At 37.6% G+C, this 16972-nt stretch carries 17 protein-coding genes and 1 other annotated feature (1 of these 18 only partly in view); of the genes, 5 read left to right on the top strand and 12 right to left on the bottom strand.

Going from position 1 to position 16972, the window contains the following annotated elements:
* Positions 1-231: 231 nt before the first annotated feature.
* From QR42_RS05600 to QR42_RS19405, 3 genes are all read left to right on the top strand, one after another.
* Positions 232-630 carry a globin domain-containing protein gene (locus tag QR42_RS05600; protein WP_039177831.1) on the top strand — a complete coding sequence of 133 codons (399 nt, stop codon included), beginning with the start codon at positions 232-234 and terminating at the stop codon, positions 628-630.
* Entirely contained in the window at positions 627-1538 is a 912-nt protein-coding gene (locus QR42_RS05595) for a ClpXP adapter SpxH family protein (RefSeq protein ID WP_039177830.1), read from the top strand. Before QR42_RS05600 ends, QR42_RS05595 begins: the two co-directional genes overlap by 4 nt.
* 295 nt (positions 1539-1833) lie before the next feature.
* On the top strand, positions 1834-2007 hold the full coding sequence (locus QR42_RS19405; protein WP_039177829.1) for a hypothetical protein: 174 nt from the start codon (positions 1834-1836) through the stop codon (positions 2005-2007).
* Between the two features lie 106 nt (positions 2008-2113).
* Here the strand turns inward: QR42_RS19405 and pepF are convergent, their stop codons facing one another.
* The 4 genes from pepF to mecA all read right to left on the bottom strand — a co-directional run bounded on the left by pepF (position 2114) and on the right by mecA (position 7749).
* Positions 2114-3940, bottom strand: coding sequence for an oligoendopeptidase F (pepF, locus tag QR42_RS05585; RefSeq protein WP_326996191.1), 1827 nt, complete (start codon positions 3938-3940; stop codon positions 2114-2116).
* A 214-nt stretch (positions 3941-4154) separates the two neighbouring features.
* Positions 4155-5315 (bottom strand): competence protein CoiA, encoded by a 1161-nt coding sequence (locus QR42_RS05580; RefSeq protein WP_039177827.1) that lies wholly within the window; start codon positions 5313-5315, stop codon positions 4155-4157.
* 162 nt (positions 5316-5477) lie between these two features.
* The gene (cls, locus tag QR42_RS05575) at positions 5478-6998 is read right to left on the bottom strand and encodes a cardiolipin synthase (protein ID WP_039177825.1); all 1521 of its coding nucleotides are present in this window, start codon (positions 6996-6998) and stop codon (positions 5478-5480) included.
* A gap of 85 nt (positions 6999-7083) precedes the next feature.
* Entirely contained in the window at positions 7084-7749 is a 666-nt protein-coding gene (gene mecA, locus QR42_RS05570) for an adaptor protein MecA (protein WP_024425038.1), read from the bottom strand.
* Between the two features lie 264 nt (positions 7750-8013).
* Here mecA and QR42_RS05565 point away from each other — a divergent pair, with 264 nt between their 5' ends.
* Positions 8014-8679: a TerC family protein gene (locus QR42_RS05565; protein WP_039177823.1), complete on the top strand. Its 666-nt coding sequence runs from the start codon at positions 8014-8016 to the stop codon at positions 8677-8679.
* Positions 8680-8718: 39 nt separating this feature from the next.
* Here QR42_RS05565 and spxA read toward each other — a convergent pair whose 3' ends face one another.
* From spxA to QR42_RS05525, 8 genes are all read right to left on the bottom strand, one after another.
* On the bottom strand, positions 8719-9114 hold the full coding sequence (spxA, locus tag QR42_RS05560) for a transcriptional regulator SpxA (RefSeq protein ID WP_003211421.1): 396 nt from the start codon (positions 9112-9114) through the stop codon (positions 8719-8721).
* A gap of 193 nt (positions 9115-9307) precedes the next feature.
* Positions 9308-9886, bottom strand: a complete 579-nt coding sequence (locus QR42_RS05555; protein WP_024425040.1) for a GNAT family N-acetyltransferase — start codon at positions 9884-9886, stop codon at positions 9308-9310.
* Between the two features lie 137 nt (positions 9887-10023).
* On the bottom strand, positions 10024-10311 hold the full coding sequence (locus tag QR42_RS05550; protein ID WP_039177820.1) for a hypothetical protein: 288 nt from the start codon (positions 10309-10311) through the stop codon (positions 10024-10026).
* A 104-nt stretch (positions 10312-10415) separates the two neighbouring features.
* Positions 10416-11327, bottom strand: a complete 912-nt coding sequence (locus tag QR42_RS05545; protein ID WP_370880877.1) for an ABC transporter ATP-binding protein — start codon at positions 11325-11327, stop codon at positions 10416-10418.
* Positions 11328-11337: 10 nt separating this feature from the next.
* Entirely contained in the window at positions 11338-12399 is a 1062-nt protein-coding gene (locus QR42_RS05540; RefSeq protein WP_039183056.1) for an ABC transporter ATP-binding protein, read from the bottom strand.
* 18 nt (positions 12400-12417) lie between these two features.
* A complete protein-coding gene (gene opp3C, locus QR42_RS05535; RefSeq protein WP_039183054.1) occupies positions 12418-13446 on the bottom strand; it encodes an oligopeptide ABC transporter permease in 1029 nt (342 codons plus the stop codon).
* Complete coding sequence (gene opp3b, locus QR42_RS05530) at positions 13446-14375, bottom strand: oligopeptide ABC transporter permease (RefSeq protein ID WP_039177817.1); 930 nt, start codon at positions 14373-14375, stop codon at positions 13446-13448. Before opp3b ends, opp3C begins: the two co-directional genes overlap by 1 nt.
* Positions 14376-14484: 109 nt before the next feature.
* Positions 14485-16143, bottom strand: a complete 1659-nt coding sequence (locus QR42_RS05525) for a peptide ABC transporter substrate-binding protein (protein ID WP_039177814.1) — start codon at positions 16141-16143, stop codon at positions 14485-14487.
* A 449-nt stretch (positions 16144-16592) separates the two neighbouring features.
* On the opposite strand from QR42_RS05525, the gene QR42_RS18885 reads away from it, so the two are divergent.
* Positions 16593-16856 (top strand): DUF3899 domain-containing protein, encoded by a 264-nt coding sequence (locus tag QR42_RS18885; RefSeq protein ID WP_235354791.1) that lies wholly within the window; start codon positions 16593-16595, stop codon positions 16854-16856.
* A gap of 44 nt (positions 16857-16900) precedes the next feature.
* Positions 16901-16972, top strand: a binding site (T-box leader) (it continues 149 nt past the right edge of the window).

Raw genomic sequence — 16972 nt, 5'->3', positions numbered from 1 at the left:
CCCTTTTTTGACTGAATGTGTTATGATATGGTCAATTGATCACGGAACCCGCCCCACTCTTTATTTCGAGCAGACCAAAGCTGTTTGTTTGTGGAATTGAGATGAGGTTGTTAAAATAAGTACAAGAATAGAAACAATAAAATAGAACAAACTGAATATCACTTTTGAAATAAATGAAATGCGCAATAGGGTGAGTCATCCTATTAACTACGAGTAAAAGGAGTAGTCAACATGGTACAATCGTTTAACGCACCTTACGAAGCGGTTGGAGAGGAACTTCTATCGCAACTTGTTGATACTTTTTATGAAAATGTAAAGTGTCATCCTTTGCTTCATCCTATTTTCCCGGATGACTTAAAAGAAACAGCAAGAAAACAAAAACAGTTTTTAACGCAATATTTAGGCGGACCACCGCTCTATACAGAGGAGCATGGCCACCCAATGCTGCGGGCGAGACATCTCCCTTTTCCGATTACTGAGGAGCGGGCGGACGCATGGCTTGAATGCATGGAGGATGCAATGGATCAAGTAGGACTAACCGGCGATATTCGTGACTTTTTATTTGAACGGCTTTCTCTGACGGCTCGTCATATGGTCAACCAAACACCTGAAAAGGATGGACGATTTTGAGCTGCAATTCGCACGATCAATATTTCTCACACTGTCACGGACATCCTCAAAAGCCGATTGAAATCTATGTATTCATTGATCCGCTAAGCCCAGACTGCTGGTTATTAGAGCCATCCATTAAAAAATTGAAAATGAAATATGGCCGTTTTTTCACTTTACGAACAGTAACAAGTTCTAGTATTAATGCATTGAATCGGAAAAGAAAGAAACATTTACTGACTGAAGCATGGGGGAAATTTGCCACTAAAACGCAGACCAAAAAAGAACAAATGCTGTCTGAACAAATTGTGACATCACCCTACCTCGCCTCACTCGCATTAAAAGCAGCGGAGCTTCAAGGAAGAAAATGCGGAATGAAATTTTTGCGTCTCATTCAAGAATCGCTTTTTTGCCATCAGCAAGATGTCACAAGTGAGCAGGTGCTGATAGAAAATGCAAAAAGTGCTGGTCTGGACATCGAGGAATTCCAGCGCGACATTCATTCTCAAAGTGCGGTGAAAGCACTGCAATGTGATATGAAAATTGCAGCTGAAATGGACGTATCTGAGCTTCCGACCTTCGCCTTTTTTAATACCGTAAATGGAGATGAAGGATTAAAAATTTCAGGTGCCTACTCTTATGATATATACGAGGAAATCCTTTTTGAAATGATTGGTGAAAAACCAACACCATCTGAACGGCCTCCAATTGAATGGTTTATTGCATACTTTCAATTTGCATCCGCAAAAGAGATAGCCGTTGTTTATGATCTGACGCTTGAAGAAGTTGAACGAGAAATGAAGAAGCTGGCTTTCGCTCAAAAGGTAGAACGTGTACAAGTGCAGCAAGAAATGTTTTGGCGCTATAAAGAGAATGACAACCATACAGATCTTGATGTCTATCGCTGTGAAAATGAACATGGGTGCTGACCCATGTTTTTCTTTACTCCAAAAAGGAACATTTGTTCCGTTTATAGACACGAAGAAACCGCGCCGGGATAAGCGCGGTTTCACTATGTCTTAACGACAACAAAGGGGATGGGAGAAATTTTTCACGGTCAAACAAAGGGGTAATGTTTGTATGTGATTAATTTCACATCTGTAGTATATCAAATTTTGTCGACTTATGACAACAGATATACTATATGTTCATATTTTTGTCACAAAACATAAGAGGGTTGTCACTTTCATATAGTAAAAGTAACAAAAAAATGGGGGGATCTGCATGCGCAGCACAACTATTGGACTTGTTGCCATTGGCTTATGTTTCTTTTTAAATATATTAGGCTTAATGAAAATGCTTCCTCTTTATTTGACGTCTCCACTTTTATTTGCTGCAATTCTTTTTACGCTTTATCGAATGAATCATCGTAAGACCTTTAGAGGTTTTAAAGGTTGATCATTTAAAAGGATTGGCCTCTCCATCTGAAGAGGTCTTTTTTATGAGAAAAAAACTCCTGTCAAAAGATGAGCTGGCACTCACACGTCTGACAGAAGTCTTTTCATTACTCACCTGTTTTAGAGATGAGCTCTTCCATTTCTTTTAGTTTTTCTTCAAACAATTGGCATGCTGCTTCAATTGGTTCTTTAGAAGCCATATCAACACCAGCTTTTTTCAGCACATTGATTGGATAATCAGAGCTTCCTGCTTTAAGGAAATCTGTATAGCGCTCTACCGCTGGTTTTCCTTCTTGTAAGATTTGCTTGCTTAATGCCTGCGCCGCACTATAGCCTGTCGCGTATTGATACACATAATAGTTGTAATAGAAATGAGGAATTCTCGTCCACTCTAATCCAATTTCCTTATCAACCACCATGCCGTCACCAAAATACTTCTTGTTCAGGTCATAATAAAGGTTCGTCATAAATTCTGGCGTTAAAGCCTCTCCTTCTTGTGCTTTCACATGAATAAGATGCTCAAACTCAGCAAACATCGTTTGTCTGAATACTGTTCCTCTAAATCCTTCTAACAAGTGGTTTAATACATACAGGCGCTGTTTTTTATCGTCTAAATGATTAAGCAGGTATTCGCCTAATAACGCTTCATTTGTAGTGGAAGCCACTTCAGCTACAAAGATGCTATAGTTTCCATACGGATATGGCTGGTGTTTTCTCGTGTAGTAGCTGTGTACAGAGTGCCCAAATTCATGAGCCAGCGTAAACAAATTATCAATGTTATTCTGCCAGTTCATGAGGATATATGGATTTGTACCATAGCTTCCTGATGAATAAGCACCGCTTCGTTTCCCTTTATTCTCATAAACGTCTACCCAGCGATTTTCGAGTCCTTCTTTTAACACGGACACATATTCTTCTCCTAATGGCGCTAACCCTTTCAGCATATAATCCTTTGCTTCATCGTAGGTGAGCTTCATGCCAGCATCTTTCACAAGTGGTGTATACAAGTCGTAATTGTGCACTTCATCAAGCTTTAATACCTTTTTGCGTAATTCAATATAGCGGTGTAACAACGGTAAATATTGATGAACTGTATCAATTAGATTGTCATACACTTCTTCTGGGATGCTGTTTCGTGATAGTGCTGCTTCTCTTGCCGATTTGTAATTTCGTACTTTTGCATAAAAATTATCCTTTTTAATTGAACCGCTTAGTGTAGAAGCAAGTGTGTTCTTATACTGATCATACGTTTTATACACAGCTTTAAAGGCATTCTTTCTCACTTCACGATCATCACTATTTAAAAATGTAATAAAGTTGCCGTGGGTAATTTTCTTTTCCTCCCCATTCTCATCCTTTACAGAAGGGAACGAAATATCGGCGTTGTTAAACATACTAAAAGTAGTAGATGCAGATGAAAGTGGTTCAGAGGCCCCAGCTAATAAAGCTTCTTGTTCCTCACTTAAAATATGTGGACGCTCTTTATTAATTTCTTCGAGAGCATGAGAATACAGTTTTAATTCTTCTTTTTCCAGAATAAATTGCTGCAATTTATCTTCTTGAATTGATAAAATCTCTGGAACAATATAAGCAGATGTACTAGATAGCTGTGTAAATAGATTCGAGGCTTTATCATTTAACGCCTGAAAGGATGAGTTCGTTGTATCTTCATCGTATTTCATGTGCGCATATGTATAAAGCTTGCCAAGCTTTTCAGAAAGTTGATCCTGAAAGGTTAGGGCTTCATACAGGACATCAGCAGAATGGGCCAGCTTGCCTTTAAATTGTGCCAGCTTCGGAATTTCTTTTTTGACCGCTTCGAATTCCTTGTTCCATGCATCGACGCTTTCAAAAATATCTTCAAGGCGCCATTTGTTTTCTTCTTTTACTTCGCTTCTGTCTGGTAGATGATTGTTTTTGTTTTGTGAAGTCATATGAATCCCCCTTGCATGAGTTGTGTTGAACCAACCTTTCGGAAAGTGAAAGAAATTGGTGTTGTATTTATCTTCTTTGTTTTGAACTATATTTGTCAAATCATATGCAGAAATAAATACCAAACAGACTAAAAAAATGAGAAAAAAGCGTTTCTTTCGATTCAATAGCAGCACCACCTTTTTCTTATCATGATCAAAGTGGTCATGAAACATGCTAATGAAATAAGAAAGCATCTCGTTTTAGCACTTCATCAAGTGTTTGTATTGGCATTTGATTCGACGATACTTCATAATTACCCTCTTTCGTCATATGTAAAAACCCTTGTCTTACAAGCGCCTTTACATATGCAGTGACCACCCCTTTTATTTCTTCTCTTGACACATCACTATATCGGAGTTTCACTTCTTTCATCTGCACACACCGGTTGATTTCTTTCATGAGCTGTTGAATCGTTACTCGCCTGCTTCCCTTTTTCCTCATCATCCAATCATAGAGGCAACCTTGCCAAACATATACGGGACTTGTAAAGATATACGCTTCTTGCACCGGGATAAATAATGCAGTCGGCAAAAAAGGGAATGCCGTTTGATGATGCTCATAAAAAACATCTCTCAAACGTTTGCTTTCATTTGATAAAATGCGAGGAGGACGCTGCCTAAATTGCTGTATACATTTAAGCCATTGTTGGTTTACTTGACACTTGCTTGAGGGCGGAGATAGGAGTGCAGGAATTTCGCTGTATGCGGAAGGTGATCTGACAGTCATTGCCGCACATATTTTCGTTGGTTGAAACACGAGAAATTGATCAAGATGGATGAACTTATTTTGAAGCGGGCAGAAAAAAATCAACCGCCTTTTCTCTGATTCCCTTAAAATTCCCCAATGAATGGAGGAGAAAGAAAAAAGCTGGGCAGATTTTCGTTTCAAACGATTTGCCCCTATCATCCATATTGGAAAGAGACCTGCTTCACGGAGACCTGCTGTTCTTCTGCGCAGCTCCTGCCGGGAAATATTAGCACATTGAAATTCGATTGCATAGGTTTCATTTCCTATAGTGACGGTCACATCAGGACGCTGATGAACCTTTGACATATACTTTTCCAGCGCAGGTATATGTCCAAGCCGCTTCAGCCAATTCATAATGGCTTCCTTTCCCGCCTGATGATAAGCTGTTTCGCCTGAGGCTAACGAACATGCTGTCAGCTGTTTATGCGCAAAATGATAGACACGATGCTCCCCTAGCTTTAATTGCACCTCCTCCCTACATTCAGGACAATAAAATTTGCACGTCGTTCTTACATGCTCCAGCCGGCTTTTCGATAGATGATGTGTAATTCGGATAAGCTTACCGTTATCCATCATTGCTGCATTCATTCAGTTCGCCCCTCGCTCTTTGATGCCCGTATTATAGCTTGTTCGTCTATAAGAAAGCGAAAAGGGAAAATGAATTTTTACCGTGTCAAAAAATGATTTTACTGATCATAACTTCCGTAAAATAAAAAATCCCCCTTATAGAAAAGAGGGAAAATACAATCTTTATAAAAGTGGTGATAATAATCTTGCAGTTGATTCAAACAGTCTGACCCTCAAAGGTCTCTTTGCGAACTCTTCTGACACAATTTCATGTGACTGCTCTAAATCACCTAAGAAATCGTTGACAAGCTTCTCTGTGCTTTTCGTTTTATAGAGGAAGGCATTCACTTCAAAGTTCAAATGAAAGCTTCTCATATCCATGTTTGCTGTTCCTATCGAAGCCAGCTCGCTATCCACAATAATAAATTTACTATGCATAAAGCCTTGATCATACTCGTACACCTTCGCCCCTGCATCAAGAAGCTCTGGGAAGTATGAACGAGACGCATGGAACACAATCCGTTTATCTGGATTCTTTGGAGCAATAATCCGGACATCTACTCCGCTCAATGCGGCAATTTTCAATGCGGACAAAATATCATCATCCGGGACAAAATACGGTGAAGCGATCCAGATGGACTTTTTAGCAGAGATGATCATAGAGAAAAAGAGATTTTTAATAACCTCCCACTGCTTGTCAGGCCCGCCAGCAATCATTTGTACGCCTTCTGTTGTACTCTCAAGGTGACTGAAATCTTTGAAATAGTCCACACCTGAGCATCTTTCATTCGTCATATAATACCAATCCTGCATGAAAATCTGTTGGAGGTCACGAACAGCTTCGCCCTTAATCATCAGATGTGTATCACGCCAGAATCCATATTGTCTGCTTCTGCCCATGTATTCGTCTCCGATATTAAGCCCGCCGACAAACCCCACTTCTCCATCAATAACAACAATTTTTCTATGATTTCGGAAGTTAATTTTATTATTTAAAAGGGGGAGCCTTACTGGTAAAAATGGAACGATCTGAACGCCAGCCTTTTCTAGGTCAGCAATATATTGACGAGAAAGCTTTAAGCTTCCTACATCGTCATATAAAAAGCGGACAATCACGCCATTTTTCGCTTTTTCAATTAGAATGTCCTTTAATTCTTGGCCAAGGTCATCGTGGCGGAGAATGTAATATTCTAAATGAATGTGATGTGTTGCTTTTTTGATCTCTTCAAAAATATGAGAGAATGTTTCTTCACCATTGGTTAAGACTTTAGAGGACGTGCGATATGTAATAGGAGTATGTCCAAGTCTGTGGGCCAGCTTAAATAAGAGCTGCTGATGATAACCCATATGCGTCATTTTTTCAATTGCTTCTCTATGAATACGTTCATCTTCCTGGATTAACTGCTCATCCAATACCGCTTTCTTTTCAAACAGCCGGCGCTTTTTGATATTGCGTCCAAAGAAAATGTAGAACAAAAAGCCGAATAACGGAAAGCTGCCCAGCAGGACAAGCCATGTAATCGTGTGAGACGGATTCCGGTTCTCCAAGAAAATAACAAATCCGATGAAAATAATCGATAAAGTAAATAGAACACTGACTGAACTTAATACACTTACCGCTAAATCACCGACAATCAATTGGACGATTAAATAAGCACCTATCGTAATGATTAGAAAAAATAGAACTTTGACTAAATTTCTCATTTCATTTTCTCCTTGCCAATCTCTTTATTTACCTATTCATTCAGATAAAAAAGCCGATTCCTCTATAGAAATCGACTTTTTGTAGTTACGAGAAGTGCTGTTGAATCGTTTCAAGGGCATTCCCTTCGATAATCAGCTGACCGTATTCTTTCAGTCTGTAGATGCTGACAACTGATTCATGAGCATATTCAAGCAAAATGCTGAGCTTATTCTCCACTTGCTCATCTGACAAATCCTCGTGGAAGTCAACATATAGATAATAACGGTTTTCAAACGAATATAAACTTGTGGTAAAATCCTGCATATTTAATTGAGAAAGTGCAATCAAATCTTCAAAATCATCCATTTTCAACACGAATTGAAGTTGAAGTTTTTTGTCCTTCTCATTATGGTCTTCTTGATCTTGCTCTTCTTTATGAAAATCATCAAGCAGTGCGTCTAAGCTTTCTTCATCTGTTTGATCTTTTTTATCTTCTGGAATCGGCAATTCGAGCTTTTGTCCATCTTTAGAAAGTTGGGCTTTTGTCACGACAATTTCAAGACCTTTGTCAAGTGCCTGTACTTGAATCCAAAGCGGTCCCTCTACTGCAAATTCTTCTTCTTCGTGCACTTCGTCCATTACTTCCCAAAACAGCTCTTCACTGCGCTCACGATTATACCAAATCTCTTCACGGTCAAATCCGCGATCTTCAATATCACCGTAGGAAATATAAAATTTGACTGTATGTTCATTTATTCTTTCGATTTCCATTTTGCCAACCTTCCCTTCTATATAAGATGTTGAAGGGACATACAAGCTCCCAATTAATAGTACTTTACTACACTTTACCCGTTACGTCTACATGTTAACCGTTTAAAGAATTGAGGTATTGCTTCGTACTGTCTATTTTATGATAAAACATGAATAAAAGAAATAAAAACGCATTTTTTGCAGAGAAAACTTGCAGAAACATATATTTGAATTGTCTTCATATATTGGTTGTACGAGCTCTATTTGGGACATGAGGTGAAATGGATGGAAACAGAGTGGATCGTATCCTTACTGATGATTATTGGCATAGACCTGATTTTAGGCGGAGATAATGCGCTCATCATTGCAATGGCCAGTCGAAATTTATCACATGATAAACGCAATAAAGCCATTTGGATCGGCACACTTTTAGCCGTGCTGATGAGAATTACAATGACTGGTGCCGCCGTTTATTTATTGACTATCCCTTATTTGCAGTTTATTGGCGGTCTTTTTCTCCTTTATATAGGATACAATCTGTTAATTGAACAAAAGAAGGAATCGATTCGGATTAAGAGCAGCGGCTCCCTTTGGCGTGCGGTGCAAACCATTGTGATTGCCGACCTCTTTATGTCACTTGATAATGTCATCGCAGTTGCAGGTGCGGCAAAAGGCAACATGCTTCTGACCGCTTTTGGCCTCATGATTTCAGTACCGATTATTATTTGGGGAAGCAAGCTGATTCATGCAGCTTTGACCAAATTTCCGTTTCTTTTATACGGAGGAAGTGCGCTTTTAGCCTTTACTGGCGGAGAAATGATTGTACGTGATGTGAAATTGACTGAATTTATGTCACAGCATGCCACGCTTGAATTGTTGCTTCCGTTCTTAACCGTCATAGTGGTCATATTAGCGGGCCTCTTTTACGAGCAAACGGCTGAAACCAAATAAAAAAAGCTGCCAAATGATCGGCAGCTTTTCGTGTTTATATTAGTTAGCAAGTCGCTGAGCTTCTCTAAGTTGGAATGTACGAACGGTTCTTGGCAAGAAACGTCTAATTTCATCTTCATTGTACCCAACTTGTAATCTTTTTTCATCCAAGATAATTGGACGACGTAAAAGACCTGGATGCTCATTGATTAGTTTATACAATTGTTGAAGCGGCATTGTCTCAACATTGACATTTAGTTTTTGGAATACTTTTGAACGTGTTGAGATAATTTCGTCTGTACCGTCTTCTGTCATTCGAAGAATTTCTTTGATTTCATCGATTGAAAGAGGCTCAGAAAAAATGTTTCTCTCTTGATACGGGATATTGTGCTCTTCTAACCACGCTCTTGCTTTTCTACATGATGTACAACTTGGTGATGTGTATAATGTTACCATAAATCTTCACTCCTCAATTTGTAGAATGAATATTGATCTGTATTCTTAAATTAAAATTGTTCTAAATAAGTAATCTTTATAGTGATTATACTATAAAAAAGTAAGTGTGAACAGATTTTCTTGCAATTTTTGTGACAAAAACTAGACAATTTTATTCATTTTGTGGTGCTGCTTGATGTCAGAACATTCTCATTTAGTCGAGATGATCGAAAATATTTTTTTGCTTTCTATTTTCAATGATCTTCAATACATCATCAACATCCTCATACGATTGTCCATACCATTCTTCATCTTTATACGTATGGATTCGTTCATAGGTCTTCCTCATAGCTTCCATGATCTCTTCCTCATGGTTTGTAAGAGGCGACCAATAAAGAATTTCCATGCGGTTCACTTCATTTGTTGCAAGTGACCTGCGTTTATAACCAATTGATTCTGCATGCTTGAAGTGCTCTCTTTGGTAAAACTTTAGGCGTTTTGCAGTATCTGCATCATCTTCATCTACAGGCTCGACTTCAAGCAAGATCGGTTTCTTTTTTTCCTTCAGCTTATGGATCAGCTTTGATCCGAGGCCTTCACCTCTTGCATCTTTGGAAACAAATAAATAATCAATAAAGATGAAAGAATCAAATTCGGCATACATCATCACATGATGAGGTCCTTCCTCCTTATGATAAATATCACTTCTTTCCTTTAATAAAGCTTCCATATGCTCTTTTGACTTCATTTCTTCTATCGGGAAGTATTCACTGAGCTTTTCATACCAATTCATGGATCTGCTCCTTATGCTATAGTTAAGAACCACTTCCTTAGATATTCCCGATTTCCTGCTATTTAAACGCCTGTACTAGTAAGACGCAGCAAGGTCTTCAGTAGTTTCACTTTTTTTCAATTAACGTAAAAAAAGTTTTATAACGAACGATTCATGACGAGTTGAATACAGACAAACAAGATCAGTGTCATCGTGATTTGCAACATGATGAAATAAAGATATTTTACACGCCGTGTTTCTTGCTTCTGACCCCTTGTCTTTTGGTTAAGCATATATTCCACTGAAAAAGACACAATCCCAATGAGCACCATAAACAAGAGCATCCACTTTCCTCCGTTTGGTTTCCTGAAAAAAGACGTTGAAAATAGTATGAATACAATGAGAACATGAAGCAATGAATAACGATAGGTTTTCCAATTGGACATTTGATTTCCTCCGGTATCTGCTTGTACTTAACTAAAAATTACCATCATCTTGTTTTTTTGTAAAATAAAAAAAGAAGCACTGCATTAGCAGTGCTTCTCTCTTCTTATGATTGTTTCGCCTGAAGTTCTTTGAATTCTTCCTCTGTGCAGCTCACAAAGTGACCTGGCTTTACTTCACGGAACTCGGTGTTTGTTCCTTTGTGAACAGATGGATCATACTTGATTCGTTTACGATTACGCTCATAATCAGGATCTGGAAGCGGAATCGCAGACAACAATGATTTTGTGTATGGATGAAGCGGGTTTTCGTATAATTCATTCGCTGGTGCCAGCTCAACCAATTTTCCGAAATACATCACGCCGATACGATCGCTGATGTATTTTACCATGGACAGGTCATGAGCAATGAATAAGTACGTTAAACCTTTTTCCTCTTGAAGCTCTTTCAATAAGTTGACGACCTGCGCTTGGATCGACACGTCTAATGCAGAGATTGGTTCATCGGCGATGATGAAATCAGGCTCTACTGCTAATGCACGTGCAATTCCAATACGCTGTCTTTGACCGCCTGAGAATTCATGCGGGTATCTGTTCGCATGCTCTTTGTTCAATCCAACAGTTTCAAGTAATTGATACACACGCTCTTTACGCGCCTGTTTTGTTTTCGCAAGACCATGAATGTCGATGCCCTCTGCAATGATATCCTCAACTTTCATTCTTGGATTGAGAGAAGCATATGGATCCTGAAAAATCATTTGCATCTTACGATTAAATTGCTTAAGATCAGTGGTCGATTTTTTATCATGAACATTCTGTCCATTAAAAATAACCTCTCCACCTGTTGCATTATATAACCGAATAATGGTTCTGCCCGTAGTTGATTTTCCACAGCCAGACTCACCTACTAGCCCCAATGTTTCTCCTCTATATATGTCAAAACTAACATCATCAACAGCTTTTACTTCATTTGGTTTGCCCACATTAAAATATTGTTTAAGATTTTTCACTTGTAAAATAACATCTTTTTCACTCAATGTGATCCCCCCCTTTTTGCGCTTTAAATTGTAGCATCCTTTGCTTAATGGATTCAGGAGGTTCTACTTTAGGTGCATTTGGGTGTAATAGCCATGTCGCTGCATAATGCGTTTCTGACACTTGATATAAAGGCGGTTGCTTTTCAAAATCAATTTTCATTGCATATTGATTTCTAGCGGCAAATGGATCGCCTTTTGGAGGATTTAGCAAATCTGGGGGCGTTCCAGGAATTGCAAATAATTTCTCCTCTTTAGTATCCAGGCTTGGCATAGAACTTAATAAACCCCATGTATAAGGGTGTTTCGGATTATAGAAAATCTCATCAACTGTACCAATTTCAACAATTTGACCACCATACATTACCGCTACACGATCTGCTACATTCGCAACGACACCTAAATCATGCGTAATAAAGATAATTGATGTTTCAATTTTCTTTTGAAGGTCCTTCATCAGTTCTAAAATTTGCGCCTGAATTGTTACATCTAACGCTGTAGTTGGCTCATCTGCAATTAATATTTTCGGATTACAAGCAAGTGCAATTGCCACCACAACCCTTTGTCTCATCCCTCCAGAAAATTGATGAGGATATTGTTTAAATCTTTGTTCAGGATTTGGGATGCCTACAAGACTAAGTAATTCAAGCGCTCTTTTTTTAGCCTCTTCTTTACTAGCATTTTGATGTTTTAAGATCGGTTCTATAATTTGTTTGCCGATTGTCATTGTAGGATTCAACGATGTCATAGGATCTTGAAAGACCATTGCAATATCTTTTCCACGTATTTTTTGCATTTGCTTATCAGAAAGTTTTGTTAAGTCTTTATCTTGAAACAAAATCTCGCCTTTTTTCACTTCAGAGTTAGATTTAGGAAGCAGTCCCATGATTGATTTAGAAGTAACTGATTTTCCTGAACCTGATTCTCCTACAATGGCAAGTGTCTCACCTTTTTTCAGATCAAAATTCACACCTCTTATCGCCTTGACTTCACCAGCGAACGTGTGAAATGAGATATTTAAGTCATTTACTGTTAGAATGGTTTCTTGTTTATTCATCATCATCACCGTCCCGTACTAATCTTTCATTTTTGGATCAAGTGCATCTCTCACACCGTCGGCAACAAGGTTAAAGACGATCATGATAACACTAATGATAATTGCTGGATAAACCATCTGATATGGGAAAGCGATCATTGATTTAAATCCGTCTTCAATTAACGTCCCTAGTGAAGCTTGCGGCTCTTGGAGACCTAAACCAATAAAGCTTAAGAAAGCTTCGAAGAAAATTGCACTAGGAATGGTGAACATTGTATTAATAATCATCACACCTGTTAAGTTAGGCAACATGTGTTTAAAGATAATTTTAAAGTTGCTTAACCCCAAAGTTCTAGCGGCTAGTACATATTCCTGTTCTTTCAGCTTCATGACTTGGGCTCGTACAACCCTGGCCATACTGATCCACCCGGTAATACTTAGAGCAATAATAATTGGAATAATCCCTGGCTTTAAGACGAGAATCATTAATATGACAACGATCAAGTTTGGAATACCCATTAGAACCTCTAAAACACGCTGCATCGCATTATCAATTTTCCCGCCAAAATAACCAGAAATAGCACCATAAGCAACACCAATAATTAAATCGATCACAGCTGCAACAACAGCAATAAGCAGTGAGATTTGAGTTCCTTTCCACACCCGTGTAAATAGATCTCTCCCAAGATTATCTGTACCGAACCAGTAGTAATGATCAATTCCTTTTTGTTCATAAGGATTAACCACATCACCATTTTTCAGCGTTCTCTCTCCAGTAAATGGAAGAAAACTAACATGCTCTAATCCTTGGATTCGAGGTGGTAGGTTCGCTTCAGATGTTGTCTGAGTACTAAAATCTTTACCACTAATTAAAGGTCCGGCTATAGCCATCAATACAATTAAAAATAAAATCACCAAGCTCACAACCGCAGCTTTATTCTTTTTGATTCTAAGCCATGCATCTTGCCAATAATTCAGACTAGGTTTCTCAATTTTTTCAGCAGAAAATGTATCAACACCAGCGGGCTCAAATAGACTTTTATCAATATTTTCTTCTTGCTGTTTCATCATTTGTTACCCCCTGCTACACGAATTCTCGGATCGATAATTCCATATAGAATATCGACAATAAATACAACCACAACAAAAAGAACGGCGAATAAAATTGTTGTTCCCATAATAACTGGATAGTCATTTACAGTAATTGCTTTAACAAACTGCTCACCAATTCCAGGGATTGAGAAGATTTTTTCGATTACGAGAGATCCCGTCATTAAACTAACAGTTAATGGACCAAGAACTGTAACAACAGGGATTAAAGCATTTCTCATTGCATGCTTAAATGCTATTTCAAAATAGCCTGCCCCTTTTGCCTTTGCCAGCAAAATATAGTCTGTCTCAAGTACTTCAACCATTTCTGTTCGCATAAAACGTGCACAAATGGAAATAGGGAACATTGCTAATGCGATAGTAGGCAAGATTGTATACTCGAATCCATTCCAGAATTGAGTTGGTAATAACCCCAATTTCACCGCAATATAGTATTGAAGTAATCCCGCGAATACAAAACTCGGTATTGATTTACCGATAACTGCCAAGAAAGTAGCAGAGTAATCCACCCATGTGTTCTGCCTTAAAGCTCCAACTACTCCCAAGAAGATACCAACAATCGTTCCTATAATAATCGCTTGAAGGCCTAGGACAGCAGATGGTCCTACTCGGTATGAAAGAAGTTCTGTTACGGAGGTATTGTTGAATTGGAATGAAACACCTAAATCCCCAGTGAATGTATTAATCAAGTAATGAAAGTATTGAACTGGGATAGGCTGATCTAGCCCATATTTTGCATTAAGTACAGCTTGTTGGGCTTCTGACAACTTTTGTGCATTAACAAAAGGAGAACCCGGAATGAGTTTCATTAAGAAAAAAGTGATTGAAACAATGATGAAGAGGGTAACGACCATGAAGCCAACCCGTCTAATTAAGTATTTCAGCATACTTGCACCTCCTGATAAAACTGACTTTTCTGTATATTTCGACATATTTCTTTCAGTGAAAAAGAGAGTATATTCAGAGAATACACTCTCTTTTCTATAAGATTGTTAATTATCCTTCAATTTTCATCCATTTGTAGCTGAATTCTGGACCAACCTTGTGAATGACAAACCCTTTAACTTTATTATTAATCAAATAGTTAGTTGCTCTCTGATAAATTGGTGAAAGTGCTGCGTCGTCTTGTAGTAATACTTTTTCAGCTTCTTGTAAAGCTTTCCAGCGTTCTTCAGGTTTAGCAGCTAATTTCCCAGATGCATCTTTTAACAGCTGATCATATTTCTTATCTGAGTATCCCATGTGGTTGTTTCCGCCACCAGTGATAAACAAGTCAGAGAATGTGATTGGATCAAGGTAATCAGGACCCCATCCAGCCATCTGTAGATCGTAATCCTCTTTCTTATCACGATCAATACGAGTAGCGAAAGGAACACTTTGAATATTGATATCTAAGCCAGGTAAAGTTTTCTCAAGCTGATCTTTAATGAAAGCTCCGATTGTTTTAGCTGTCTCAGAATCATCACCTAAGTAATTAAGCGTTACTTTAGACGTACCTAATTCTTTTAGACCTTTTTCGAAAAGTTTCTTAGCTTCGTCTTTGTTTGTTTCTAAGTATTTAGGCATTCCATCGCGGAAGTCTTTTCCGTTTTCATCATGTACAAAGTCTTTTGGAATTTGATAGTATGCAGCAACAGAACCATTCTGCAATACATCTTTTACAAACGCTTCTTTGTCAATTGCTGTTGCAATTGCACGACGAATGTTTTCATTCTTTAGAGATTTATTTCCTTGGTTCATTTTCAACCAGAACACAGTAGGCTCTAGTAATCTTTTCATTCGCTTATCACCTTCGTATTGGGAGATGATTGCAGGAGTTGATAATTTAGGTGTAATATCAGCTTCTCCAGCTTCGAATGCGTTAACGGCTGCCTGTGGATCTTTAGATACTTTAAAAGTAAGTTTTGTCATAGAGACGTTCTTTTTGTCCCAATATTCTTCATTCTTTTTGTATTCCCAAGTAGTTGCTTGTGGTCCATCCCAAGAAGAAAGTTCATATGGGCCATTGTATACAAGATTTTTTGCAGTCTTCGCATATTTATCGCCTTGTTCTTTAACGAACTTTTCATTCACTGGATAGAAAGTTGGGAATGAAAGTAGAGATTGGAAGTAAGGAATTGGTTTTTCAAGTGTAATTTGCAATTCTTTATCACTTACAGCTTTAATTCCTAGTTCGTCAGGCTTTGCTTTTTTGTTGTAGACCTTATCAGCATTTTTGATTTTACCAACCATCATATATGGGCCATACTCAGACTTTTGTTCTGGATCTAAAGCACGTTGCCAAGCATAAACGAAGTCTTGTGCTTTAACTGGATCACCATTAGACCATTTTGCATCTTTCAGTTTAATGTTATAAACTGTTTTATCTTTGTTAGCAACTGGTTCGCCATCCGCCATACCAGGTACTAATTCTTCTTTATCGTTGAATCGATACAAACCTTCAAAAACGTTATTCATCGTTGTGAAACTAATTGTATCACTTGCTTGGATTGTATCCATTGCAGGCATTTCCTGTGATTCTAAAATTGTAGCCTCTTGTTTTGAATCTTTGGATGCAGTGCCCTTGTCGCTACTTTGTTTACCTGAACATGCAGATACAAAAATAGTCAGCACCAATAAAAAAACTAAAAGCAGTGAAAATTTAGACTTTTTCATCTAGTTGTTGACCTCCCCTTCATAAATGAACTACAGGAACTATTATACTAGCAAATAAGTAATTGTGCATTCATTTTTTTAAGAAAATTTTCATATTTCGATTGTTTTTTAATAAATTTATTAAAAAATTGAAACAAATTGGGTATTTTCCTTTCATTTTGTGATCTTAAATACCTAATCAGAAGTAATCCTGTCTATACAATTGGCAATCTTCATGATTCATTGTAAACTAATATCAAGAATTTTGTTAAAACAACTGCTTAATTCCTTGTTTCGTTTTTCTTATATAGTGAAAGTCTTGAATTAAACGTTTTAATTGCTATTTTAGTACAGTAAAGTTTTAATGCGCAGGAGTGATTGTTATCAAATTTTTTATTCTTTTAATTAGTTCTAATTGTCTTGTATTCATTTTAAGTTTCATTTTTTATGGGCACATCTCTCTCTTAAACATGATTAACATCACTTTTTATTTAGCATCGGGCACTTTGCTAGTATGGTTATCGTTAATCACTTTAAAAAGTGGATTTTTTGATCAAACAGCTTACAGCTTTCGAAAGGTATTTGATTCAATAAATAAACAAAAGGGCACTATTGACGATGATTTAAACAAACATTTATCATCATCATTCCAAAGCAATTTTTCCTCTATGAAAATAATAGGTTTTAGCTTACTAATTGAAATGTTTATTTTGCTTTTCATTTATTATATATAGGCTTTGACATTTGAATTTTGCTTATTTATAATGGATTAAATTATACTGTTGCGATGAAAAAGAAGAGTACATATATTCACCATTTACAGAGAGTCTGCGGCCGGTGTGAGCAGATA

Origin of the sequence: Bacillus sp. WP8, from assembly GCF_000800825.1 — a bacterium.
Classification (GTDB): domain Bacteria; phylum Bacillota; class Bacilli; order Bacillales; family Bacillaceae; genus Bacillus; species Bacillus safensis.
Note: the sequence above shows the minus strand (reverse complement) of the source record. Positions and strands in the feature narration are given on the sequence as shown.

What these genes read in the sequence shown, in the direction of transcription:
- QR42_RS05600 (WP_039177831.1), top strand. Translation starts at nt 232, where the DNA reads ATGGTACAATCGTTTAACGCACCTTACGAAGCGGTTGGAGAGGAACTT.
- QR42_RS19405 (WP_039177829.1), top strand. Translation starts at nt 1,834, where the DNA reads ATGCGCAGCACAACTATTGGACTTGTTGCCATTGGCTTATGTTTCTTT.
- pepF (WP_326996191.1), bottom strand. Translation starts at nt 3,940, where the DNA reads ATGACTTCACAAAACAAAAACAATCATCTACCAGACAGAAGCGAAGTA.
- QR42_RS05580 (WP_039177827.1), bottom strand. Translation starts at nt 5,315, where the DNA reads ATGAATGCAGCAATGATGGATAACGGTAAGCTTATCCGAATTACACAT.
- cls (WP_039177825.1), bottom strand. Translation starts at nt 6,998, where the DNA reads ATGAGAAATTTAGTCAAAGTTCTATTTTTTCTAATCATTACGATAGGT.
- mecA (WP_024425038.1), bottom strand. Translation starts at nt 7,749, where the DNA reads ATGGAAATCGAAAGAATAAATGAACATACAGTCAAATTTTATATTTCC.
- QR42_RS05565 (WP_039177823.1), top strand. Translation starts at nt 8,014, where the DNA reads ATGGAAACAGAGTGGATCGTATCCTTACTGATGATTATTGGCATAGAC.
- spxA (WP_003211421.1), bottom strand. Translation starts at nt 9,114, where the DNA reads ATGGTAACATTATACACATCACCAAGTTGTACATCATGTAGAAAAGCA.
- QR42_RS05555 (WP_024425040.1), bottom strand. Translation starts at nt 9,886, where the DNA reads ATGAATTGGTATGAAAAGCTCAGTGAATACTTCCCGATAGAAGAAATG.
- QR42_RS05550 (WP_039177820.1), bottom strand. Translation starts at nt 10,311, where the DNA reads ATGTCCAATTGGAAAACCTATCGTTATTCATTGCTTCATGTTCTCATT.
- QR42_RS05540 (WP_039183056.1), bottom strand. Translation starts at nt 12,399, where the DNA reads ATGAATAAACAAGAAACCATTCTAACAGTAAATGACTTAAATATCTCA.
- opp3C (WP_039183054.1), bottom strand. Translation starts at nt 13,446, where the DNA reads ATGAAACAGCAAGAAGAAAATATTGATAAAAGTCTATTTGAGCCCGCT.
- opp3b (WP_039177817.1), bottom strand. Translation starts at nt 14,375, where the DNA reads ATGCTGAAATACTTAATTAGACGGGTTGGCTTCATGGTCGTTACCCTC.
- QR42_RS05525 (WP_039177814.1), bottom strand. Translation starts at nt 16,143, where the DNA reads ATGAAAAAGTCTAAATTTTCACTGCTTTTAGTTTTTTTATTGGTGCTG.
- QR42_RS18885 (WP_235354791.1), top strand. Translation starts at nt 16,593, where the DNA reads ATGATTAACATCACTTTTTATTTAGCATCGGGCACTTTGCTAGTATGG.